Annotated in this window: 18 protein-coding genes; 8 read left to right on the top strand and 10 right to left on the bottom strand. The window is 34.4% G+C overall.

All coding sequences use genetic code 11. The annotated features are described in order from the left end of the window. Nucleotides 1–61 precede the first annotated feature (61 nt). Nucleotides 62–1,981: an ABC-F family ATP-binding cassette domain-containing protein gene (locus LX95_RS06575; RefSeq protein ID WP_111540648.1), complete on the bottom strand. Its 1,920-nt coding sequence runs from the start codon at nt 1,979–1,981 to the stop codon at nt 62–64. A gap of 67 nt (nt 1,982–2,048) precedes the next feature. On the opposite strand from LX95_RS06575, the gene LX95_RS06580 reads away from it, so the two are divergent. Continuing rightward, nucleotides 2,049–2,441 (top strand): DUF983 domain-containing protein, encoded by a 393-nt coding sequence (locus LX95_RS06580; protein ID WP_111540649.1) that lies wholly within the window; start codon nt 2,049–2,051, stop codon nt 2,439–2,441. On the opposite strand, the gene LX95_RS06585 is transcribed toward LX95_RS06580, so the two are convergent. The 7 genes from LX95_RS06585 to topA all read right to left on the bottom strand — a co-directional run bounded on the left by LX95_RS06585 (nt 2,408) and on the right by topA (nt 12,011). Next, a complete protein-coding gene (locus LX95_RS06585) occupies nt 2,408–3,484 on the bottom strand; it encodes an NAD(P)/FAD-dependent oxidoreductase (protein ID WP_111540650.1) in 1,077 nt (358 codons plus the stop codon). The genes LX95_RS06580 and LX95_RS06585 overlap by 34 nt on opposite strands. Before the next feature lie 59 nt (nt 3,485–3,543). Next, nucleotides 3,544–4,497 (bottom strand): type IX secretion system ring subunit PorN/GldN, encoded by a 954-nt coding sequence (gene porN, locus LX95_RS06590; protein WP_111540651.1) that lies wholly within the window; start codon nt 4,495–4,497, stop codon nt 3,544–3,546. Nucleotides 4,498–4,507: 10 nt separating this feature from the next. Next, nucleotides 4,508–6,067 (bottom strand): type IX secretion system motor protein PorM/GldM, encoded by a 1,560-nt coding sequence (gene porM / locus LX95_RS06595; protein WP_111540652.1) that lies wholly within the window; start codon nt 6,065–6,067, stop codon nt 4,508–4,510. 31 nt (nt 6,068–6,098) lie between these two features. Continuing rightward, nucleotides 6,099–6,737, bottom strand: a complete 639-nt coding sequence (porL, locus tag LX95_RS06600; RefSeq protein ID WP_111540653.1) for a type IX secretion system motor protein PorL/GldL — start codon at nt 6,735–6,737, stop codon at nt 6,099–6,101. A 63-nt stretch (nt 6,738–6,800) separates the two neighbouring features. Then, complete coding sequence (porK, locus tag LX95_RS06605; protein ID WP_111540654.1) at nt 6,801–8,201, bottom strand: T9SS ring complex lipoprotein PorK/GldK; 1,401 nt, start codon at nt 8,199–8,201, stop codon at nt 6,801–6,803. Between the two features lie 115 nt (nt 8,202–8,316). After that, complete coding sequence (locus tag LX95_RS06610; protein ID WP_111540655.1) at nt 8,317–9,480, bottom strand: formimidoylglutamase; 1,164 nt, start codon at nt 9,478–9,480, stop codon at nt 8,317–8,319. 2 nt (nt 9,481–9,482) lie between these two features. Then, entirely contained in the window at nt 9,483–12,011 is a 2,529-nt protein-coding gene (gene topA, locus LX95_RS06615) for a type I DNA topoisomerase (protein WP_111540656.1), read from the bottom strand. 278 nt (nt 12,012–12,289) lie between these two features. Here topA and miaB point away from each other — a divergent pair, with 278 nt between their 5' ends. The 7 genes from miaB to groL all read left to right on the top strand — a co-directional run bounded on the left by miaB (nt 12,290) and on the right by groL (nt 18,816). Then, the gene (miaB, locus tag LX95_RS06620; RefSeq protein WP_111540657.1) at nt 12,290–13,735 is read left to right on the top strand and encodes a tRNA (N6-isopentenyl adenosine(37)-C2)-methylthiotransferase MiaB; all 1,446 of its coding nucleotides are present in this window, start codon (nt 12,290–12,292) and stop codon (nt 13,733–13,735) included. Between the two features lie 23 nt (nt 13,736–13,758). Beyond that, the gene (locus tag LX95_RS06625) at nt 13,759–15,015 is read left to right on the top strand and encodes a sigma-54 interaction domain-containing protein (RefSeq protein ID WP_111540658.1); all 1,257 of its coding nucleotides are present in this window, start codon (nt 13,759–13,761) and stop codon (nt 15,013–15,015) included. A 14-nt stretch (nt 15,016–15,029) separates the two neighbouring features. Next, nucleotides 15,030–15,536: an LptE family protein gene (locus tag LX95_RS06630; protein ID WP_111540659.1), complete on the top strand. Its 507-nt coding sequence runs from the start codon at nt 15,030–15,032 to the stop codon at nt 15,534–15,536. A 7-nt stretch (nt 15,537–15,543) separates the two neighbouring features. Continuing rightward, nucleotides 15,544–16,350: a hypothetical protein gene (locus LX95_RS06635; protein WP_111540660.1), complete on the top strand. Its 807-nt coding sequence runs from the start codon at nt 15,544–15,546 to the stop codon at nt 16,348–16,350. Between the two features lie 2 nt (nt 16,351–16,352). Beyond that, entirely contained in the window at nt 16,353–16,694 is a 342-nt protein-coding gene (gene secG / locus LX95_RS06640; RefSeq protein ID WP_111540661.1) for a preprotein translocase subunit SecG, read from the top strand. 145 nt (nt 16,695–16,839) lie between these two features. Continuing rightward, a complete protein-coding gene (locus tag LX95_RS06645; protein WP_111540662.1) occupies nt 16,840–17,115 on the top strand; it encodes a co-chaperone GroES in 276 nt (91 codons plus the stop codon). A 63-nt stretch (nt 17,116–17,178) separates the two neighbouring features. Further along, entirely contained in the window at nt 17,179–18,816 is a 1,638-nt protein-coding gene (gene groL, locus LX95_RS06650; protein ID WP_111540663.1) for a chaperonin GroEL, read from the top strand. 139 nt (nt 18,817–18,955) lie between these two features. Here groL and clpX read toward each other — a convergent pair whose 3' ends face one another. Next, nucleotides 18,956–20,188 carry an ATP-dependent Clp protease ATP-binding subunit ClpX gene (gene clpX, locus LX95_RS06655; RefSeq protein ID WP_111540664.1) on the bottom strand — a complete coding sequence of 411 codons (1,233 nt, stop codon included), beginning with the start codon at nt 20,186–20,188 and terminating at the stop codon, nt 18,956–18,958. A gap of 9 nt (nt 20,189–20,197) precedes the next feature. Continuing rightward, the gene (clpP, locus tag LX95_RS06660; protein ID WP_111540665.1) at nt 20,198–20,884 is read right to left on the bottom strand and encodes an ATP-dependent Clp endopeptidase proteolytic subunit ClpP; all 687 of its coding nucleotides are present in this window, start codon (nt 20,882–20,884) and stop codon (nt 20,198–20,200) included. Between the last annotated feature and the right edge of the window lie 70 nt (nt 20,885–20,954).

Raw genomic sequence — 20,954 nt, forward strand, 5'->3', positions numbered from 1 at the left:
TCATTAAGTGAGATTATTAACACTGCAAAGTCAATAAAGGTAAAGTTTGGTAATTTTAAACTTAACTGAACTGATCTAAACGTTCTTGAACCTCTTCCCAATCTTTCATAAGCGAAGTAAGTTCTTTCTTTTTATCTTCGTATTGAGTAAAAAAACTAGAGTCAGCTGCAGTTTTCTCATAATTAGCAGCTAGTTTAGCATCATCTTCTTTTATTGTCTTCTCTAACTTCCCAATTTTTGCCTCAATATTGCTCAATTTATTCTGAAGCGATTTTAGCTTCTTTTGATCTTTATAAGACTGCTTTGAAGACTTTTGGTTTAATGGCTCTTCAGCTTTTTTTACTTCAGTACGCTTTTCTACCTCTCTTAAACTTTCTACATTTCTCTCAGCCAAATAATCATCTATATCACCTAAATACTCTTTTATTTGATGATTTTTAAATTCATATACATTGTTGGTAAGTCCCTGTAAGAAATCTCTATCGTGAGAAACTAAAATTAAAGTTCCTTCAAACTTCCGTAAAGCTTCTTTAAGTACATTTTTAGATTGAATATCTAAGTGATTGGTAGGTTCATCCATCACCAAGACATTAAACGGCTGCAACAACATTTTTGCTAAAGCCAAGCGATTTCTCTCTCCTCCAGATAGAACCTTTACATATTTTTCTACTTCATCTCCCCTAAATAGAAAAGCCCCTAGAATGTCTCTTACTTTACTTCTATTGGTTTCATTAGCTTCATCGATCATGGTATCAAGTACGGTTTTATTTCCGTCAAGGTATTCTGCTTGATTTTGAGCGAAGTATGCAATCTTCACATTATGACCTAACTTTAAACCACCTTCATATTCTATTTCACCAACTATAATTTTTGCGAGCGTAGACTTTCCTTGTCCGTTTTGCCCTACAAAAGCTGTCTTAGTGTTTCTTTCTATGAGCAAATCTATATTTTGCAACACACTCTTGTCGCCGTAGTTTTTAGAAATCTTATCAGCTTCAACCACAACTTTTCCTGGAGTTACTGAAACTGGGAAATTTAGCGTCATAACGCTGTTATCATCCTCATCAACCTCTACGCGATCTATCTTATCTAATTTTTTTATTAAAGATTGAGCCATCGATGCTTTTGAAGCCTTTGCTCTAAACTTTTCAATAAGCTTCTCTGTATTTTCTATTTCTTTTTGCTGATTTTTTTGAGTAGCTAATTGTTGTTCTCTGCGTTCTTTCCTTAATACCAAATATTTAGTATAAGGTTTATTATAATCATAAATACTCCCTAAAGAAATTTCAATAGTTCTATTGGTTACATTATCTAAGAACATTTTATCGTGAGAAACTATAACCACACAACCAGAGTAGCCTTTTAAGAAATCTTCTAACCATATAATACTTTCTATATCTAAATGGTTGGTAGGCTCATCTAAAAGTAGGATATCGTTATTTTGAAGTAAGAGTTTTGCTAATTCTATACGCATTCTCCATCCTCCCGAAAAAGTATCTGTTTGTTTATTGAAATCTTCTCTTTTAAAACCTAATCCTTGTAAAATTCTTTCGGTATCTCCTTGGTAATTGTATCCTCCTAAAATTTCATATTGATGTTGTACGTCATTTACATCAATCATAAGTTGATGATAAGCTTCACTCTCGTAATCGGTTCTTTCCGCTAAAGCGTGATTAATTTTATCGAGCTGAACTTCTAAGGTTTTAATTCCTTTAAATGCTTGGTAAGCTTCTTCAAGCACCGTTTTACCTTCTTCAAAATCTATATCTTGGCGTAAAAAACCAATTTTAATATCTTTCTCATAAGCGATTTGTCCGGTATCTGGTTCAAAATCTCTAGCCAATACTTTTAGTAAAGTAGATTTTCCCGCTCCGTTTTTTCCTACTAGTCCCACACGGTCTCCAGCACCTAAACGAAAGGTAATTTCTTGAAAAAGGTATTCTCCTTGAAAGGAAATAGATAAATTATGAATGTTTAGCATTTATGTAACTTAAGTGACGTTATTATCATGCAAATATCCTTATTTTTGTAACGTAATACCAACGCTTATGCAATTATTTAAAGGAACTAAAATTTACAGTATTCTTACTGGATATTGTCCTGTTTGTCACGAAGAAAGTATGTATAAGGAAAGTAACCCTTATAAATTAGGAGCTATTTTTGAGATGCAAGAGCGTTGCTCTCATTGCCAAACAAAATACAAGATTGAACCTTCATTTTTTTATGGAGCAATGTATGTAAGTTATGCAGTTGGAGTTGCATTTTCTACTGCCGTTTTTATTATTGCTCACTATTTTTTTGGAGCTGGTTTACTGGTATCGTTTTTTGCTATTATAGGAGCTTTGATTATTTTAATGCCTATAATTACTCGACTATCTAGAAACATATGGATCAACTTCTTTTTTAGTTATAAAGAAGGGGCTTCATCAAAATCTTTATAAAATCGTGAAACGTTTATTTCTTTAGGGATTTCCTTATCGGAATAAATAGCCTCTACTAGTTGCTTAGAAACTGTTGGAGCGAATAATATACCTCTACTCCCAAAACCATTAGAAATATATACGTTGGCGTATTTAGGATGTGAACCAATGATAGGTTTCCTATCTGTAACCGTAGGTCTAACCCCTGCTTCTTGATCTATCACCTCAAAATCGCAATTAATCATTTGTTTGACCTTCTCAATCAGTTGATTTTTCGCTGAATTTGTAGGATCAACACCTTCAAAATCTCGGCTATAAGTTGCTCCTACTTTATAGGTATCATTTTCTTTCGGAATCATAAAAAAACTTCCTTTTACGATATCATCTAACTTTAAATTAGGAGCTTTAATAGTAATGTACTCTCCTTTGTTACCTTCTATAGGCAAGTAGTTAAAATAAGGATTCTGATTCACGTAAGCTCCCTCGCAGAAGATAATATTATCGGCTGAATAATTTTTATACCTCACACCCTCACTTTCAACATTTAAATCAGTAAAAGTAAAGTCTTCTTCTAAGAAACAATCTATTTTAATTAGACACTCCTTATAGGAATTTAATAAGTTAGCCACATAAAGTAATCCAGTATGCTTAGTAGATCCTATTTTATGAGGAACATTTAATGAGATGTTTTTATTTACCATTAAATCTTCCACAAGAAAATTATCTAAAATTGGTTTTCCTAAAGCTGAAAACCAATCATTTTGTTCTTTTATGGAATTAAAAATTTTCAAAATTGGCTTTTCAATGTAAAAGGTTTCTTGAAATTGCTGTTGAAACCCTTTATAAAAAGGTACAGCATTTTTATAAAGCTCTTCAGAATTCCATGCCAGATTAAATTTTTTCAGAACCACTGGATTGCAAATTCCCCCAGCTACTCGAGAGGCAGTAGGAAATTGACCAGAGATCACTAAAACCTTTTTATTTTGTTCTTCTAATCTTTTTGTAACAGTTAAACCCGAAAGACCAAAACCTACAACAATAACATCAAAATGATTTTTATCCATATATCTTGTAATAAAAAAAAGCACCCAAAAGGGTGCTTTCTAATTTTGTATGAAAAATATTAATAATTCCACATATCAGACTCAAAGTTTCTGATAACATCTTTAATTCTGTTAGATTCTAATAATTGCATTAAAGAATTTTCAACCATATATTGATCAATTTCTCTATCTCCATAAACGTTATCTTCTTTATAAATCATAGCATCAAATCTTCTAGAATTTAATAAATGATCAAAAGTGATAGGTTGTGAAGTATTTTTTGCATTAAAAACTTTTGCTTTATGTAAAGCAGGTCTCAACTCTGGATAAAATACCCAAAATAACTCAACCGGTTCAGATAAAGCCTGACGCTGTTCATCAGTCATTTGAGTTCCACTAAGTGAAGCAACTTGAAGTTCCGCTTTAAGCGATGCAGATAAAGCCATAGGAGCAATTCCTATAAGTCTGTATCTTAATTCACCTTGTCTCTTATCAAAATACCAATATCCTTTAATACGGTATCCTTTAACATCTTCAGGTTTAAGCTCAGATTCTACAATCTCTCCCATACCAAGTTGTAAAGAATCTTCGTGCACCCCTTCATTAATTCTTTGCTGACCAATATCTGTAATTCTTTTCATCTTAAAGTTATCTTGTATTTCTACAGTGGTTAACTTATTCATAAAGTAAGAATCTCTATATATATTAACACTATCCTTTTCGATAGCATCTTTGATCACATTAAATAAAGGTCTTCTTGTTGGTGTTTCCCTTAACGGAAATAACAAAGGAAAATTTATTCTTTGATTCAAGTCAATATACTCCCAAGTCGTTTTTGACCAAAGTATATCTCTATCATCAATGTACCCATATTCTAGAGGTTCATCATTATCACTTTTAATTTGAGCTTTAGTTTTTACACCTATACTATCAACAGTCTTGGCATTTAAAAGATTTGATTGAGCATTTACACCTACGCCTACAAAGCACAAGCTAAAAAACACCACCAAAGAATAAATTTTTCTATTTTTCATAAATTATATTTTAATCTGTAAGTTCAATAAAGACTGGTGAAATATTAGGAAGCGTGTAAGAAGAATTTCCTACAATTTTAGCCTTAATATTAAACAAAGTCACTACTGCACCTCTTGGCGCACCATTTAATGCCGCTTTTGCAGCACCATTTAATTTATTTCCAGTCACTGTAACTGGAGGTTTACCTTGTACTTGGAATTGGAAACTAACTACGTTAAGATTTAAATCAAAAACGAAATCTGGTAATTTAGCACTTACTTGAGCAACAGAAGCCGTATTTCTTGGCATTCTAATAGCTCCACCTGAAGCATCTCTACCTGCAACATTACCAATAGGTCTTGGAATTTCCTTAATACGGAAAACCTTACTATCACTAACAGATGTTCCGTCAGGTAATTTACCAGATACATTAATTTTTACTTCCTTAGCTTTAATACTAGTTACATCCATTACATACTTAGAGTTTCCTCCTGCGCTAGATAAACCGGGACCATTTGCACTCACTGAAGGTACTCCAGGAATAGATATAGTCATTGGGTTTTTAACTCCACGATAAACCACATTCATCTTATCTGCAGATATTACAGCTGAATTTGGCTTAGGAATTACTGCATATGAGCTTGTAAATGGTAAATCAACGATAGAATCTCCTTCTTTAAACTGAAGTAAACCTTTAATCTCTTGTTGACCAACATTACCTGCTGCGAAATCAAGATTTACAGTTCCTGTACCAGGATTCTCCATCTCGTTGTCATTAATGATAACTTTATCAAAACTTAAAGAGTTATCAAAACGACCTAAAACTACTTTACCTTTAAAATTTTCACCACTAAAAAATGCAGTTTTTTCTGGGATAACAATAGCTTCATAGTTACTCATAGAAAGACTAGATGCTTGTTGTCCTTGTAACATAGCTGATAATACTTGGCTTTCAGTAGTTTTAACGTCTGCCTGTATTTTAGTCATCTTTGTTAATGATGCTACTAATGGAAAACCCTCATAGTGATAGCTTAACCAGTCTTTTTTTACATTTTCTCCATCAACAACTTTATTGTTTTCATCTCCAGTAGAGAACTTGCTCATAACATCTTTTTTGATGTCAGCATATCCATCTCCTAAAGTTGAAACAACTGTAGTTTTATAAGAATTCATTTTAGAGATAAACTCCTCACCTTTTGGCTGTAACTTTCCACCTTTATAAAATACTTCATTAAAGTAGTCTGCTTTATCCATAGCCTCATAATCCTTAGGATCATCAAGTTCTTTCGTTGCTCCAGCTTTTAATTCTGCTAAAAAATTATATAAATCACTTGAAGCGGCACTAATAGTAGCTGCCTTTTCTTGTAATGGCTTATATTGTTTTGGTTGTTCTGCAGCTTTCTCTGCTAAACCAGCATTAAACGCGTTATTACGCACTGTAGCTGCTTCGTTAGCTTCTGTAAAGCTTTCATTCATTGATCCAAATGCAGAAAGTACTTCTTTAGACATATTTAGTGCCATCATTGCGATGAATACTAAATACATTAAGTTAATCATCTTCTGCCTTGGGGTTTGTTTTCCTCCTGCCATATCTTAATTTATTTATATGATTAATTATGGATTAGGCTCCTGGACGCATTGCAGTTAACATACCTCCATAAACTCCATTTAATGAAGACAAGTTAGATGTTAAGCTTTCCATTTCTGTTCTTAATTTAACAGCGTTATCAGCTACAGCTTGGTTTACTTCTGCTTGTTTTGAAGCTGATTCTACTTGAACTTTATATAAGTTATTTAAAGATTCCATTTGAGCCGCAGCTAAAGTCATCTCTTCACTATATTTCTTTTGAGATGCCATAGAATCTACTGTTGGACCCATATTTTTTGCTGCACCTTCAAAGTTTTTAATGCTATCTCCTAAACTGCTCATTAAAGCCCCATCAATTTTAGCTTCTTTAAGCATTGAGTCTAATTTTTTAGAAAGAGAATCTTCTACCTCTTTTACATCGTTTTTCTTTGCTACTCTTGAAGTTGAACCTCCAGCTAATTCAGGGTACACTAAAGACCAATCTAAATCATCATCTACTGGTTCAAATGCAGAAATAGTAAATACTAATGCTTCTGTAACAAGACCTGCGATAAGCATCGGGTTTGCATAAGGCCAGTGCATAATTTTAAATAATGCTCCTATAATTACTACTGCTGCACCTAGACCGTACACCATGTTCATAATTTTTGCTCCTTTTTTTGACTTTGCCATAATTTAAGTTTTAGTTGTTTAAGTTAAGTTTAATAGTTAAATATTTAATTTGAGATTAAATTTTTATTGTGGGGGTTGGTTTAAATCTAAATCATTTGAAGAGTAATCCTGTACCGTTCTGAATCCGATATAACTTCTAGAAGAATCCGCATACTCATAATCACGAGAACTTACTTGTAAGAAATATGCTACATCTTTCCAAGAACCACCACGAACTACTTTACGTTCATTTTCTGGATCATTAACATTAGGATTCATTGAAGAATAATACTCATAAGATGCTGCATCATAAGATGAATTCACCCATTCTGCAACGTTACCAGACATATTATACAAGTTGTAATCATTCGGCTCATAAGACTCTGCCTCAACAGTATATAAAGCTTGATCTGCCGCGTAATCACCTCTCAAAGGTTTAAAGTTTGCTAAGAAACAACCTCTATCATTTTTAGAATAAGGACCTCCCCAAGGATAAGTAGCTGATTCTAAACCACCTCTTGCCGCATACTCCCATTCTGCTTCAGATGGTAATCTATATTGTCTAACTCTCTGCTGACCTTTTTCTACCTTATATCCATTGTGAAGTAACGTTCTCCAATCACAAAATGCTTTAGCTTGCTCCCAAGAAACTCCAACTACAGGATAATCTTCGTATGCTGCGTGCCAGAAGTAATCGTTATGCATTGGCTCATTATACGAATAATTAAAATCTTTCACCCATACCGTTGTGTCCGGATAAACTTCTACTTCTTCACTTTTAATAAATTTAGATCGATCTCCATTTGATCTTGCAGCACCTTCAATGTCCATATACTTATAACTGTATTTGAACTGAGTAACATCCATAAGACGCTGACCGTTATAAGACTGCTCCATAGGAAGATACATTTCATCCATCACATAAACGTAAGATTCGTCTGGATACTCTTCTGTTTTCCAAAGCAAATCAACCTCCCAGTTTAAACGCTGGTTATTAGGATCATAATGCTTCGAGTACTGTTGATAAGGTGTTTCGTTACTTGCAGCTCCATTAGCTCCACCCCCATTATTATTATTGTTAGCTGAACCTTTAAAGGCATAATCTTGAATAGAAGCACCATTGTTACCTCCACCACCTTGAGCTCCACTTCCACCACCAGCTATTTCAGCCTCTTCAGCTAAACGCTGTCTGATTACAGAGTCACGAGTCCAAACTACAAATTGTCTATACTCTGCATTTGTAATCTCGGTTTCATCCATATAAAAAGAACGAACGGTTACGGTTTTTGTAGGTGCATTATTTAACCCAGCTATATCGTCATCAGATTTACCCATGATAAACGACCCACCAGGAACGGTAGTCATACCGTAAGGCTTCTCCGAATGCCATTTTTTACCTTTAACACCGACTAACTGACCCTGGGTACCTCCTCCACAACTTGCTAAAAAAGATACAAGGGCAACAATTGAAAAAACTTTCTTCATAACTATATTAGGTTAAGATGATCTAAATTTAAGGGCGTAAACCTATCTAATAATTTCCAAAAAAACAATTTTTTATTTAAAAAATTGTTAAATTTCAGTATAAATTACTAATATTTTACAACTCATTTTTCCTTCTCGCTTTCCACCAGCGTTCAGGAATGGTTTGATTACAAGCTTCCTCGTAATCTTGATATGTACAAGGCAATAACGTATGTTTCTCTAATTTATTGTTAAAATTTGTAGAATATGGGATTTCAATCCACCATCTTCCAGAAAGATTACTCTTATAGAAAACTAAAATATCGTCTTGAACGGGCACTTGGTATTTTATGAAATTATTTTTGGCTGCTAAATTATTTTCGTTTTTCCTATAAATAACTCCCTCGATAAAATACCATAAAATTTGGGATACCAACATAGTACTATTTTTTGATTTCTCCAAATAATCTAAGTGATACAAACCAAAACTACTTAACTCATCACTTATTCCAGCGTACCTTGCAAGAGCACATATTTCCCTGCCATTAAAGCCATTAGGAGATATATTTCTATTACCCAACACAGCGCCTTCTATACATGAAATATCTATTGTAGCCATGTTAGCATTGCGAAAAACAGGCTCTACAATAGAGATATTGTTTGCTACCTCACCTAAACGATAAGCATCAAAATATAATTTTTCAAGTAAACCTATTTCTTCTTGAGAATTAAAATAAGTTTGATACCCTAGATTAGAATAATTAAACAGGTTGTAAGGCTCATTTACCACCATTTTCCCTACGTACGAAGTAGAAGTGATTGGCGCATCTGTATTTCCTAAATCAAATTTAGCATCAACATTTACATAATTAACCATAGAACCATAATCGTCATACGCTCTATATTGAGCATAGGCTAGATCTTGACTTCCGCCAAGTATAATGGGAATTATATTGCGTTTTAACAAGTCAAAAGTTACTGACTTTATAGCGAAATAGGTATCGTCTACGCTATCACCTGCAATAATATCTCCGAGGTCTGCTATATTTATATCCCAATTTCCTGAATGAAGCTGATAAAATTCTTTACGTATGGCTGTAAAATCGAAATATTCTTTATCAGCTTTTGAGTCTCGTCTATTTTCAACAACCCCGAATATAGCTACCTTTACTTGCTCTAAGTTTGGGAAATCTTCGCCCTTTACATAAGTACTAATTTGATTTCCCAATAGGGAAGGAGATTTTTCTAAAGATTCTAAAAACTCTTCAAAATCTATCGGTTTAAAAAAATCAATATTCATATTTATTTTTTAGCTTTTTTTGTGGTCGTTTTTTTGGCAGCTGTTTTTTTCTTTGCAGGTGCTTTCTTTTTTGTTGCTTTCTTCTTAGGTGCCTTTTTTTCTATCATCGCTTTCACCTCAGCTAAGGTTAAAGCTTCTGCATCTGTAGTTTTTGGTAATTCTATTTTAGTTTTACCTTTTATCACTTTAAAACGACCCCAACGCGCTTTCTCCACACGAATTCCTTCTTCTTCCCAATTATGTATTACTTTCTCTCGCTCCTTGCGCTTTTTATCCTCTATAAGCTCTACAATATCGTCTTCTGATAGATTATCAAAATCGTATTTTTTATTAACGTTGATAAATATGCTATTCCATTTTAAGTAAGGCCCAAAACGACCTACACCTTTTTGCACTCCCATTCCCTCATACTCATAAATAGGTGCGTCTGCTTTTTCCTTAGCTTTTATCAACTCCATTGCTCTATCAAAAGTAACATCCAACGGATCTTCTCCTTTATCTAAAGAAACGTATTTCTTACCGTATTTAACGTAAGGTCCAAAACGACCATTATTCACCTCAACAGCTTCCCCTTCATATTCCCCTATTTCTTTTGGAAGTTTAAATAAATCCATTGCTTGTTCATAGGTAATATTTGAAAGCGTTTGATCTGGGCCTAAACTCGCAAAGAGAGGTTTTTCTTCATCTTCTACACTTCCTATTTGAACCATCGGCCCAAACTTTCCTAAACGTGCACTTACTGGCTTTCCAGATTTAGGATCTTTCCCTAACACACGTTCTCCTACTTCCCTTTCTGCATTTTCGGCAACATCTTTTACAGTAGGATGAAATTCGTCATAAAACTCATTCATCATCTCCGTCCATTTTTCGTTTCCTTCGGCAATATCATCAAAATCTTGCTCTACTTTTGCTGTAAAGTTGTAATCTAAGATATTACTAAAATGCTGCACCAAGAAATCATTAACCACCATTCCTACATCGGTTGGGATTAATTTTCCTTTATCGCTCCCCACCATTTCCGATAAGGTTTTTTCTACAATTTTATCTGCTTTAAGCTTAAATTTTACATATTCTCGCTCTTTTCCGTCAATAGAACCCTTTTCAATGTATTTTCTATTTTGAATAGTAGAAATGGTTGGCGCATAAGTAGACGGTCTTCCTATTCCTAATTCTTCTAATTTCTTTACTAAAGATGCTTCGGTATAACGAGATGGAGGTCTTGTAAATCGTTCTGTAGCCGTGATATATTCACTATTTAAAGTATCACCATTTTTCATTGCTGGCAACAAACCTGCCTGCTCTTCCTCTTCGTCATCTTTTCCTTCTAAGTATACTTTTAGGAATCCATCAAACTTTAGCATTTCACCATTTGCCGTGAATTGCTTTTCGTGTGTATCGGCTTCTATTTTTACATTGGTTCTTTCTAACTGCGCATCACTCATTTGTGAAGCAATAGCTCTTTTCCAGATTAATTCGTACAAACGTTGCTGATCTCTTTCTGCGGGAACGCTATGATTCTCAAAATGCGTAGGTCGAATCGCTTCGTGTGCTTCTTGAGCGCCTTTAGATTTCCCCTTGTAGTTTCTAGCGTTTAAATATTTTTCTCCGTAAGCGGAATTAATTTCGTGTGCGGCGCCTTTTTTTGCTTCATCAGAAAGGTTGACACTATCGGTTCTCATATAAGTAATATGACCTGCTTCATATAAACGTTGCGCCATATTCATCGTTTTGCTTACCGAAAAATATAATTTTCGTGCAGCTTCTTGCTGAAGTGTTGATGTGGTAAATGGTGGCGCCGGACTTTTCTTTGCTGGCTTTTTAGTAAGATCTGCTACCTTAAAATTGGCTCCTATATTTTCCTTTAAAAAAGCTTCCGCTTTAGCTTTACTAGAAAAGTTTTTTGGGATTTTTGCTTTAAAACTTTTTCCGTCTGAAGTTGAAAACTCTGCATCTATTCTAAACGAAGCTTCGGTTTTAAAATCGAGTACTTCTCTTTCTCGCTCTACAATTAATCGTACAGAAACCGATTGCACTCGCCCTGCAGAAAGACCACCTTTTACTTTTCTCCACAAAACAGGAGAAAGCTCATACCCCACCAAACGATCTAATACACGTCTGGCCTGTTGAGCATTCACCAAATTGTAATCTATTTCTCGAGGATTATCGATAGCTTTTAAAATGGCATTTTTAGTAATCTCATGAAAAACGATACGTCTAGTCTTCTCTTTAGCGAGTTTTAACTCTTCTGCTAAGTGCCAAGCAATTGCTTCTCCTTCTCGGTCTTCATCACTTGCTAACCAAACCATTTCTGAACTGTCTGCTAGTTTTTTTAATTTTCTAACGACGTCCTTTTTATCTTTACTAACTACATATTTAGGCTTAAAATCTTTTTCTACATCTACCCCTAGTTCTTTGGTAGGAAGATCTGCAATATGTCCAAAACTAGACTCTACTTTATAATCTTTACCTAAAAACTTTTCAATGGTTTTCGCCTTTGCAGGGGACTCCACAATCACTAAATTCTTCGCCATAATAGTTATTTTTCGAAATGCAAAAGTATATGAATTTTTTAAAACGAAGCTTTTAAGTGTAAAAATGATATTTGAAAACGTATTGTTTTACAATTCATTTAGCAAAAATAAAGTCTTTATATGAATTCATTCTCAGTTAAATTTTCAAATAAGAAAAACCTTTTTACCAGTATTCGTATACTAAATTGTTGCTTCATTCAAAATTCAAGGCTGTCAGTTTGTCAGAATTTTGTTTTAACTGTATCTTTGCTTTCTCAATTTTAGGATTACAATAGATTATGGAGAAGGTTATTGAAGAAAGTAAACAAGGGAACTCCCTCATATTAGAAGGAAAAGCAACCAATACTAAAAAATTATTTATAGAAAGTTATGGTTGCCAGATGAACTTTAGCGATAGCGAAGTAGTGGCTTCTATTCTTACACAAGAAGGTTTTAACACTACCCAAAAATTAGAAGAAGCAGATTTAGTTTTGGTCAACACTTGTTCTATTAGAGATAAGGCCGAACAAACCGTAAGAAAACGCTTAGAAAAATATAATGCCGTAAAAAAAATCAATCCAAAAATGAAAGTTGGTGTATTGGGTTGCATGGCAGAACGCTTGAAGGAAAAGTTTTTAGACGAAGAAAAAATTGTAGATCTCGTTGTAGGTCCCGATGCTTATAAAGATCTCCCTAACTTAATTCAAGAAGTTGAAGAAGGTAGAAATGCCGTAAATGTTATTCTATCTAAAGAAGAAACTTACGGAGATATTTCTCCTGTTAGACTTCAATCTAATGGTGTTTCGGCATATGTTTCAATTACACGTGGTTGTGATAATATGTGTACTTTTTGTGTAGTTCCCTTTACACGCGGTAGAGAACGCAGTAGAGATCCGCAAAGTATATTAGAGGAGGTACAAGACTTAGCCAACAAAGGATATAAAGAAATTACTTTATTAGGACAAAATGTAGATAGTTACCTCTGGTATGGCGGTGGTTTAAAGAAGGATTTTGAAAAAGCTACCGAAATGCAAAAAGCCACTTCGGTTAACTTTTGCAATTTGTTAGAAATGGTAGCCAAAGCACATCCTAAAATGCGAATTCGTTTTTCTACTTCTAATCCGCAAGACATGACAGTAGAAGTTATTGAAACGATGGCCAAGCACGACAATATTTGCAAATCGATTCATTTACCTGTTCAAAGCGGAAGCAACCGTATTTTAAAGAAAATGAACCGCTTACATACGAGAGAAGAATATTTTGAATTGATAGATAATATTGAGCGAATCCTTCCTGAGTGCTCTATCTCTCAAGATATGATTGCTGGTTTCCCTACCGAAACTGAAGAAGATCATCAAGACACGCTTTCCTTAATGCGAAAAGTAAAATACGCATTCGGATTTATGTATGCTTATTCTGAAAGACCAGGAACCATGGCTGGAAGAAAATTAGAAGATGATGTTCCTAAAGAAACTAAACAGCGTAGACTTGCCGAAATAATTGCTCTACAAAGAGAACATGCAGCTTACAGAACGCAATCGCATTTAGGCAAAGTAGAAGAAATCCTTATTGAAAAAGAATCGAAGAAATCTAATTTACACTGGAGTGGAAGAAATACACAAAACACCACGGTAGTTTTCCCTAAAGAAAATTATAAAGTTGGTGATTTTGTAATGGTACACATAGATGATTGTACTAGCGCAACTTTAATAGGAACTCCCGTAGGATATTCAGATAACAATTAAATTCCGCTTGACGGAAAACAAATATGGAATCAGTACAAGCAACAAAACAACGATTTGGAATTATAGGAAACGATGCCGCTCTTAATCGCTCGGTAGAAAAAGCCATACAAGTGGCTCCTACCGACATATCGGTATTGGTAACTGGAGAAAGTGGTGTAGGTAAAGAAAGTATTCCTAAGATTATTCATTCTTTATCACATAGAAAACACGGCAAATATATTGCTGTAAACTGCGGAGCTATTCCCGAAGGAACCATAGATAGTGAACTTTTTGGACACGAAAAAGGTGCTTTTACCGGAGCTACACAAACTCGAAGCGGTTATTTTGAAGTTGCCGATGGCGGAACCATTTTTTTAGATGAAGTGGGAGAATTACCTCTTACCACTCAAGTTCGCTTATTAAGAGTATTAGAAAATGGCGAGTTTATAAAAGTCGGCTCTTCTAAAGTGCAAAAAACCAACGTAAGAATTGTGGCTGCCACAAACGTAGAAATGTTTGAAGCTATAAAAAAGGAGAAGTTTAGAGAAGATTTATACTACCGTTTAAGTACCGTAGAAATTAACCTTCCCCCATTGCGCGAGCGTAAAGATGATATTCATTTATTGTTTAGAAAATTCGCTTCAGATTTTGCATTGAAATATAAAATGCCAGCGATTAAATTAGACGATGCTGCTACGCAAATGCTGCTTAAATATCGTTGGTCTGGTAATATTAGACAATTAAGAAACGTTGCAGAACAAATATCGGTTTTAGAACAAAAGCGAGAAATTACTTCAGAAACCTTGCACGGTTATTTACCTAATCAAGGCTCGAATCTTCCTGCAGTAATTAACGAAAAGAAAAAGGAAAGTGATTTTAGCAATGAACGCGAAATTCTCTACAAAGTTCTTTTTGATATGAAAAGTGATCTTAACGACTTAAAAAAACTGACGTTAGAATTAATGCGTAACGGTAATAATGATGAGGTTAAAAATGACAATGAAAGTCTGATTCAAAAAATATATGGCGATTCTGAAGAGCAAGAACAATATGAAGAAGAGTTAGAAGAACAAATGGAAGTACTTCAAATTCCAGAGAAAAACAATGCTTCTTTACAGCAAGACAAATACGCTTTCGCGGAAGAAATTGAAGAAGAAGAAACGCTTTCATTACAAGATAAAGAATTAGAACTCATCAAAAAGTCGCTAGAACGCCATAGCGGAAAAAGAAAAGCTGCAGCAGATGAGTTGGGAATAAGTGAACGCACCTTATACAGAAAGATAAAACAATACGATTTATAGAATCTCCTTTTATTATGATAAGAAATTTAAAAATTAGCTTTTTAGCCAGTATTGCTTTACTACTTTCTAGCTGCGGTATTTACTCTCTCTCCGGAGCCGATATTGGAGATGCAAAAACCTTCCAAGTCAATTTTTTTCAAAACAACGCCAGTTTAATTGAGCCTGGGATAGATAGAATTTTCACCAATCAATTGCAAGATTTTATTAACAGCCAAACCAGTTTAAATTTAACCAATGAAGGGGGAGATTTAATTTACGAAGGAGAAATTACGCAATACTATATTGCGCCTATGACCTCTACGAGTCAAAATACAGCAGCCCAAAACCGATTAACCATAGCGGTAAATGTTAGATTTTTTAATAACAAACAACCTGAAAAGGATTTTGAACGAAGTTTTTCTTTCTATTATGACTATCCTGCAAATGAGCAATTAGTCGGTTCTACCTTAGATACCGCTTTAGAAGAAATTTACTTAAGAATCAACCAAGATATTTTTAATGCTTCTTTAACCGATTGGTAATTTATTTATGACAAAAGAAGAGTACATCTCGCACTTAGAAAACAATCCTTCGTTGCCAGAAAGCAGTTTGAGGGATTATCAACTTTTGTTGGAACAATTTCCTTATTTTCAATCTGCCAGAGCCATTCAAATAAAAGCCTTAAAACAGCATCATAGCTTTAATTATAATCTTGAACTAAAAAAGACTGCAGCTTACACCACTAACCGGGAAGTTTTATTTGATTACGTTATTTCTGAAAGTTTTAATCAACAAGAGGTTTCAGAAAAAATAAAATATAGAAATCATCTAGAGAATGAGAAAGATGAAAATTTAGAAATGAACTTAACGGAAGCCAATCAGGTATTAGATCCGTATTTATTTCAAGAAGTTTCTTCTAAAGAGGAAGAAATTGAACAGGAAAAGGTAGAGGAAGATGCTTTAGAACAAGGTAAACCTTTAGAATTCACCTCTAGAGAAAAGCATTCTTTTACTGAATGGCTTCAACTTACCTCTTCAAAACCTATTAAGCCAATTGACAAAAAAGAGGATATTTCCCAGAGATCTAACGATAACTTTAAGTTAATTGATGAATTTATTGAGAAAAAACCTAAAATTATTCCTTCAAAAGAACATCAAGCTAAACCGATTAAAATTAGTTCAGAGCCTACCAATACAAGCTTAATGACTGAAACTTTGGCTAGAGTTTACTTAGAACAGAAAAATTATTCTAAAGCAATTCAAGCATTTAAAATATTAATTTTGAAAAATCCCGAAAAAAGTGGTTTATTTGCAGACCAAATTCGAGCGATCGAAAAATTACAAGAAAACAAATAACAATGAATACATTTACAATATTTTTAGTCTTAATCGTTATCGTAGCATTTTTGCTTGTAGTCGTTATCATGGTACAAAATCCTAAAGGAGGAGGATTATCTTCATCTTTTGGAGGAGGAGGTACTCAAGTAGGAGGTGCTCAAAACACCACCAACTTTTTAGATAAAAGTACTTGGACTCTAGCTACAGTACTGTTGGTGCTAATATTATTATCTAATTTAGCAATAATGGATGGTAATGGAGTTGCAGAATCTAGAATTATGGGTGACGACACTCAAACTACTGTCCCAGCAAATACTACAGAAACTCCAGCTTCTAACGACGAAGGAGGGATTAGAGAATAAAACTTATTACCTTATATAAAAATGCCATCTGTCTTGTGACAAGATGGCATTTTTTTTTGCCCTTGACAGAAGAAAATCACTTGGCATAATTTTCGTCTGTTATGTTTCAACTATGAAAATAATTTTTAACTAAAATATTAAAACAATGGGATTAAAATTTAAACCTCTAGCTGATAGAGTTGTCGTAGAGCCTGCTGCTGCAGAAACTAAAACGGCATCTGGTCTTTATATTCCAGATTCTGCCAAAGAAAAACCACAACAAGGTAAAGTCGTAGCTGTTGGTAAAGGTACCAAAGATCATGATATGACAGTAAAAACAGGAGACGCTGTTCTTTACGGAAAATTTTCTGGTACAGAGCTTAAGTTAGATGGGAAAGATTATTTAATTATGAGAGAAGATGAAATCTTAGGAATTCTATAATTCTCATCTCTAAAATTTAATTCTAATTATTCGAAACATACGTTTCAACAAAAAAAATAAAAAATGGCAAAAGATATAAAATTTGATATTGAAGCACGCGACGGGATTAAGCGCGGAGTAGATGCTTTAGCAAACGCAGTAAAAGTAACTTTAGGACCAAAAGGTCGTAATGTAATTATAAGCAAATCATTTGGAGCACCAGTAGTAACTAAAGATGGAGTTTCTGTAGCAAAAGAAATTGAGCTAGAAGATCCTTTAGAAAACATGGGAGCTCAAATGGTAAAAGAAGTAGCTTCAAAAACTAACGATTTAGCAGGAGACGGTACTACTACCGCTACTGTATTAGCACAAGCTATCGTAAAAGAAGGTCTTAAGAATGTAGCAGCAGGAGCTAACCCAATGGATTTAAAAAGAGGGATAGACAAAGCTGTTGAAGCTATTACTAAAGACTTAGCAAAGCAAACTAAAGAAGTAGGAAGCTCTTCAGATCAAATTAAGCAAGTAGCTTCAATTTCTGCTAACAATGACGAATTAATTGGTGAGTTGATCGCTGAAGCTTTTGCTAAAGTTGGAAAAGAAGGAGTGATTACTGTAGAAGAAGCAAAAGGTACTGAAACTTATGTAGATGTTGTTGAAGGAATGCAGTTTGACAGAGGATACCTTTCTCCATATTTCGTTACAAATAGCGAAAAGATGACTACCGATTTAGAGAATCCTTACATCTTGATTTTTGATAAGAAGATCTCTACGATGAAAGATTTAATGCCAATTTTAGAACCAGTAGCACAAAGCGGTAAGCCTTTATTAATTATTGCTGAAGATGTTGACGGAGAAGCTTTAGCTACTTTGGTGGTGAATAAATTAAGAGGTTCTTTAAAAATTGCTGCTGTTAAAGCACCAGGATTTGGAGATCGTAGAAAAGCAATGTTAGAAGATATTGCTATTATTACTGGCGGTACAGTAATCTCTGAAGAAAGAGGTTTCACTTTAGAAAATGCAACTCTAGAACAACTGGGGACTGCAGAAAAAGTAAGCATCGATAAAGACAATACAACTATCGTAAATGGTTCTGGTGATAATGACACTATCAAGAATCGTGTGAACCAAATTAAAGCACAGATAGAAAGTACTACTTCAGATTATGACAAGGAGAAACTTCAAGAACGATTAGCTAAACTTGCTGGTGGTGTTGCTGTACTTTATGTAGGTGCTGCTTCAGAAGTTGAAATGAAAGAGAAAAAAGATCGTGTTGATGATGCTTTACACGCAACGAGAGCTGCTGTAGAAGAAGGTATTGTTGCCGGTGGAGGTGTTGCTTTAGTTAGAGCTAAAGCTGTATTAGATAAGCTAAAAGCTGATAATACTGATGAAGGTACGGGAATTCAAATCGTAGCTCGCGCTATCGAATCTCCATTAAGAACTATTGTTGAAAATGCTGGTGGAGAAGGTTCTGTAGTGATCAATAAAGTTTTAGAAGGTAAGAAAGACTTTGGTTACGATGCTAAAACTGAAACTTACGTAGATATGTTGAAAGCAGGGATTATAGATCCTAAAAAAGTAACACGTGTAGCTTTAGAAAATGCGGCATCTGTAAGCGGTATGATCTTAACTACAGAGTGCGCACTAATTGATATTCCTGAAGAAGGAGCTGGTGGCGGTATGCCACAAGGAATGGGTGGCGGTATGCCAGGAATGATGTAATCATTTTTCATTCAACCTATACAAAGAAACCCACTTCATTGAAGTGGGTTTCTTTTTTTATCATAATTTAGCTTACGCTGAATTAAATAAAAAAAGGCTACCCTTCGAGGTAGCCTTTATAACTTTAAAGAACGTTCTTTTAAGAAACTGCCTTTAACTTTTTAATCGTGCTTTTGTCTAACGCTTTTTCCGCGTAAGCTTTAGTCACTTTTAATTCTTTCTCTTTACCTTCTGGCATCTCGAACATAGCATCGGTTAAGATAGCTTCGCATAAAGAACGTAATCCCCTAGCTCCCAACTTATACTCAATAGCTTTTGTAACGATATACTCTAAAGCACCATCGGTAACGCTAAACTCTATATCATCCATTTCAAACAATTTTGTGTATTGTTTAATTAATGAATTCTTAGGTTCAGTTAAAATAGCCCTAAGCGTCTCCTCATCAAGCGGGTTCATATAGGTTAATACCGGAAGTCGCCCAATAATTTCAGGAATCAATCCGAAGTCTTTTAAATCTTTTGGAATAATATATTTAAGGATATTATCCTGTTCAATAGTATCTTCAGATTTAGAAGCACTATACCCTACGGCTTGTAAATTAAGTCGTTTAGTAATATTTTTTTCAATTCCGTCAAAAGCCCCACCAGCAATAAATAAGATATTCTCTGTATTTACTTCAATAAATTTTTGATCTGGATGCTTTCTTCCTCCTTTAGGCGGCACATTTACTGTTGTACCCTCTAAAAGTTTCAATAAAGCTTGCTGAACACCTTCCCCACTCACATCTCTAGTAATTGATGGATTATCGCTTTTACGTGCAATCTTATCTATCTCATCAATAAAAACGATTCCTTGCTGAGCTTTTTCTAGGTTGTAATCTGCAGCTTGTAACAATCTTGTTAAAATACTTTCTACATCTTCTCCTACATAACCTGCTTCTGTTAATACTGTAGCATCTACAATAGCTAACGGCACATTAAGCATTTTTGCAATGGTTTTTGCCATTAAGGTTTTACCAGTACCTGTTTGCCCCACCATAATGATGTTACTCTTCTGGATCTCGATATCATCATCACTTTTAGGCTGTAATAAACGCTTATAATGATTGTAAACCGCTACAGAAAGTACTTTCTTGGTATACTCCTGCCCAATGACATAATCATCTACAAAACTCTTAATAGATTTTGGTTTGCGTAATTTAAACTCTGTAGAAAGTTCTAGTGCTCCTTCTTGTTTCGATTCTTCCACCACAATACCGTGAGCCTGCTCAATACAGCGATCACATATGTGTGCGTCCAAGCCTGCAATTAACAAACTGGTATCTGGTTTCTTTCTTCCGCAAAACGAACATTCTAATTCTTCTTTCGCCATATCTATCCTTTATGCTTTGATTTCTCCTCTTGTTAAAATTTCATCGATCATACCGTATTCTTTAGCTTTATCTGCTTTCATCCAGTAGTCACGATCACTATCTTCGTGTACTTTATCGTAATCTTGCCCACTATGCTTAGCTATAATATTGTACAACTCTTTCTTTAGGGTAAGAATTTCTCTTGCTGTAATTTCAATATCACTTGCTTGACCTTGAACACCTCCTAATGGTTGGTGAATCATAACTCTAGAATGTGGTAATCCGCTACGTTTTCCTGCAGCTCCAGCGCATAATAATACCGCACCCATTGATGCTGCCATACCTGTACAAATAGTTGCTATATCTGGCTTTATAAACTGCATCGTATCATAAATTCCTAATCCTGCATATACACTACCTCCTGGAGAGTTAATGTAAATTTGAATATCTTTATTGGCATCTGTACTTTCTAAAAAAAGCATTTGAGCCTGTACAATATTTGCTATTTGGTCGTTAATTCCTGTTCCTAAAAAGATAATTCTATCCATCATCAATCTAGAAAAGACATCCATAGCTACCGCATTCATTTGTCTTTCTTCAATAATATTAGGCGTCATCCCTGTAGGTGTCATACTACTTACTATTTTAGAATAATAGTTTGGATTAATCCCTTGATCTTTGGTCGCAAATTTTTCAAATTCTTTTCCGAAATCCATAGTTTTTTTTGTTTGTGGCTTTAAAAAAGCCCTGTGTTTATTGACTAAAAAAGGCGTTATCCCATATTGG

Origin of the sequence: Mesonia algae, from assembly GCF_003253545.1 — a bacterium.
Classification (GTDB): Bacteria; Bacteroidota; Bacteroidia; order Flavobacteriales; family Flavobacteriaceae; genus Mesonia; species Mesonia algae.

What these genes read in the sequence shown, in the direction of transcription:
- LX95_RS06635 (WP_111540660.1), top strand. Translation starts at nt 15,544, where the DNA reads ATGACAAAAGAAGAGTACATCTCGCACTTAGAAAACAATCCTTCGTTG.
- topA (WP_111540656.1), bottom strand. Translation starts at nt 12,011, where the DNA reads ATGGCGAAGAATTTAGTGATTGTGGAGTCCCCTGCAAAGGCGAAAACC.
- groL (WP_111540663.1), top strand. Translation starts at nt 17,179, where the DNA reads ATGGCAAAAGATATAAAATTTGATATTGAAGCACGCGACGGGATTAAG.
- LX95_RS06585 (WP_111540650.1), bottom strand. Translation starts at nt 3,484, where the DNA reads ATGGATAAAAATCATTTTGATGTTATTGTTGTAGGTTTTGGTCTTTCG.
- LX95_RS06625 (WP_111540658.1), top strand. Translation starts at nt 13,759, where the DNA reads ATGGAATCAGTACAAGCAACAAAACAACGATTTGGAATTATAGGAAAC.
- clpP (WP_111540665.1), bottom strand. Translation starts at nt 20,884, where the DNA reads ATGGATTTCGGAAAAGAATTTGAAAAATTTGCGACCAAAGATCAAGGG.
- LX95_RS06580 (WP_111540649.1), top strand. Translation starts at nt 2,049, where the DNA reads ATGCAATTATTTAAAGGAACTAAAATTTACAGTATTCTTACTGGATAT.
- clpX (WP_111540664.1), bottom strand. Translation starts at nt 20,188, where the DNA reads ATGGCGAAAGAAGAATTAGAATGTTCGTTTTGCGGAAGAAAGAAACCA.
- LX95_RS06630 (WP_111540659.1), top strand. Translation starts at nt 15,030, where the DNA reads ATGATAAGAAATTTAAAAATTAGCTTTTTAGCCAGTATTGCTTTACTA.
- porL (WP_111540653.1), bottom strand. Translation starts at nt 6,737, where the DNA reads ATGGCAAAGTCAAAAAAAGGAGCAAAAATTATGAACATGGTGTACGGT.
- LX95_RS06645 (WP_111540662.1), top strand. Translation starts at nt 16,840, where the DNA reads ATGGGATTAAAATTTAAACCTCTAGCTGATAGAGTTGTCGTAGAGCCT.
- porM (WP_111540652.1), bottom strand. Translation starts at nt 6,067, where the DNA reads ATGGCAGGAGGAAAACAAACCCCAAGGCAGAAGATGATTAACTTAATG.
- porN (WP_111540651.1), bottom strand. Translation starts at nt 4,497, where the DNA reads ATGAAAAATAGAAAAATTTATTCTTTGGTGGTGTTTTTTAGCTTGTGC.
- LX95_RS06610 (WP_111540655.1), bottom strand. Translation starts at nt 9,480, where the DNA reads ATGAATATTGATTTTTTTAAACCGATAGATTTTGAAGAGTTTTTAGAA.
- LX95_RS06575 (WP_111540648.1), bottom strand. Translation starts at nt 1,981, where the DNA reads ATGCTAAACATTCATAATTTATCTATTTCCTTTCAAGGAGAATACCTT.
- miaB (WP_111540657.1), top strand. Translation starts at nt 12,290, where the DNA reads ATGGAGAAGGTTATTGAAGAAAGTAAACAAGGGAACTCCCTCATATTA.
- porK (WP_111540654.1), bottom strand. Translation starts at nt 8,201, where the DNA reads ATGAAGAAAGTTTTTTCAATTGTTGCCCTTGTATCTTTTTTAGCAAGT.
- secG (WP_111540661.1), top strand. Translation starts at nt 16,353, where the DNA reads ATGAATACATTTACAATATTTTTAGTCTTAATCGTTATCGTAGCATTT.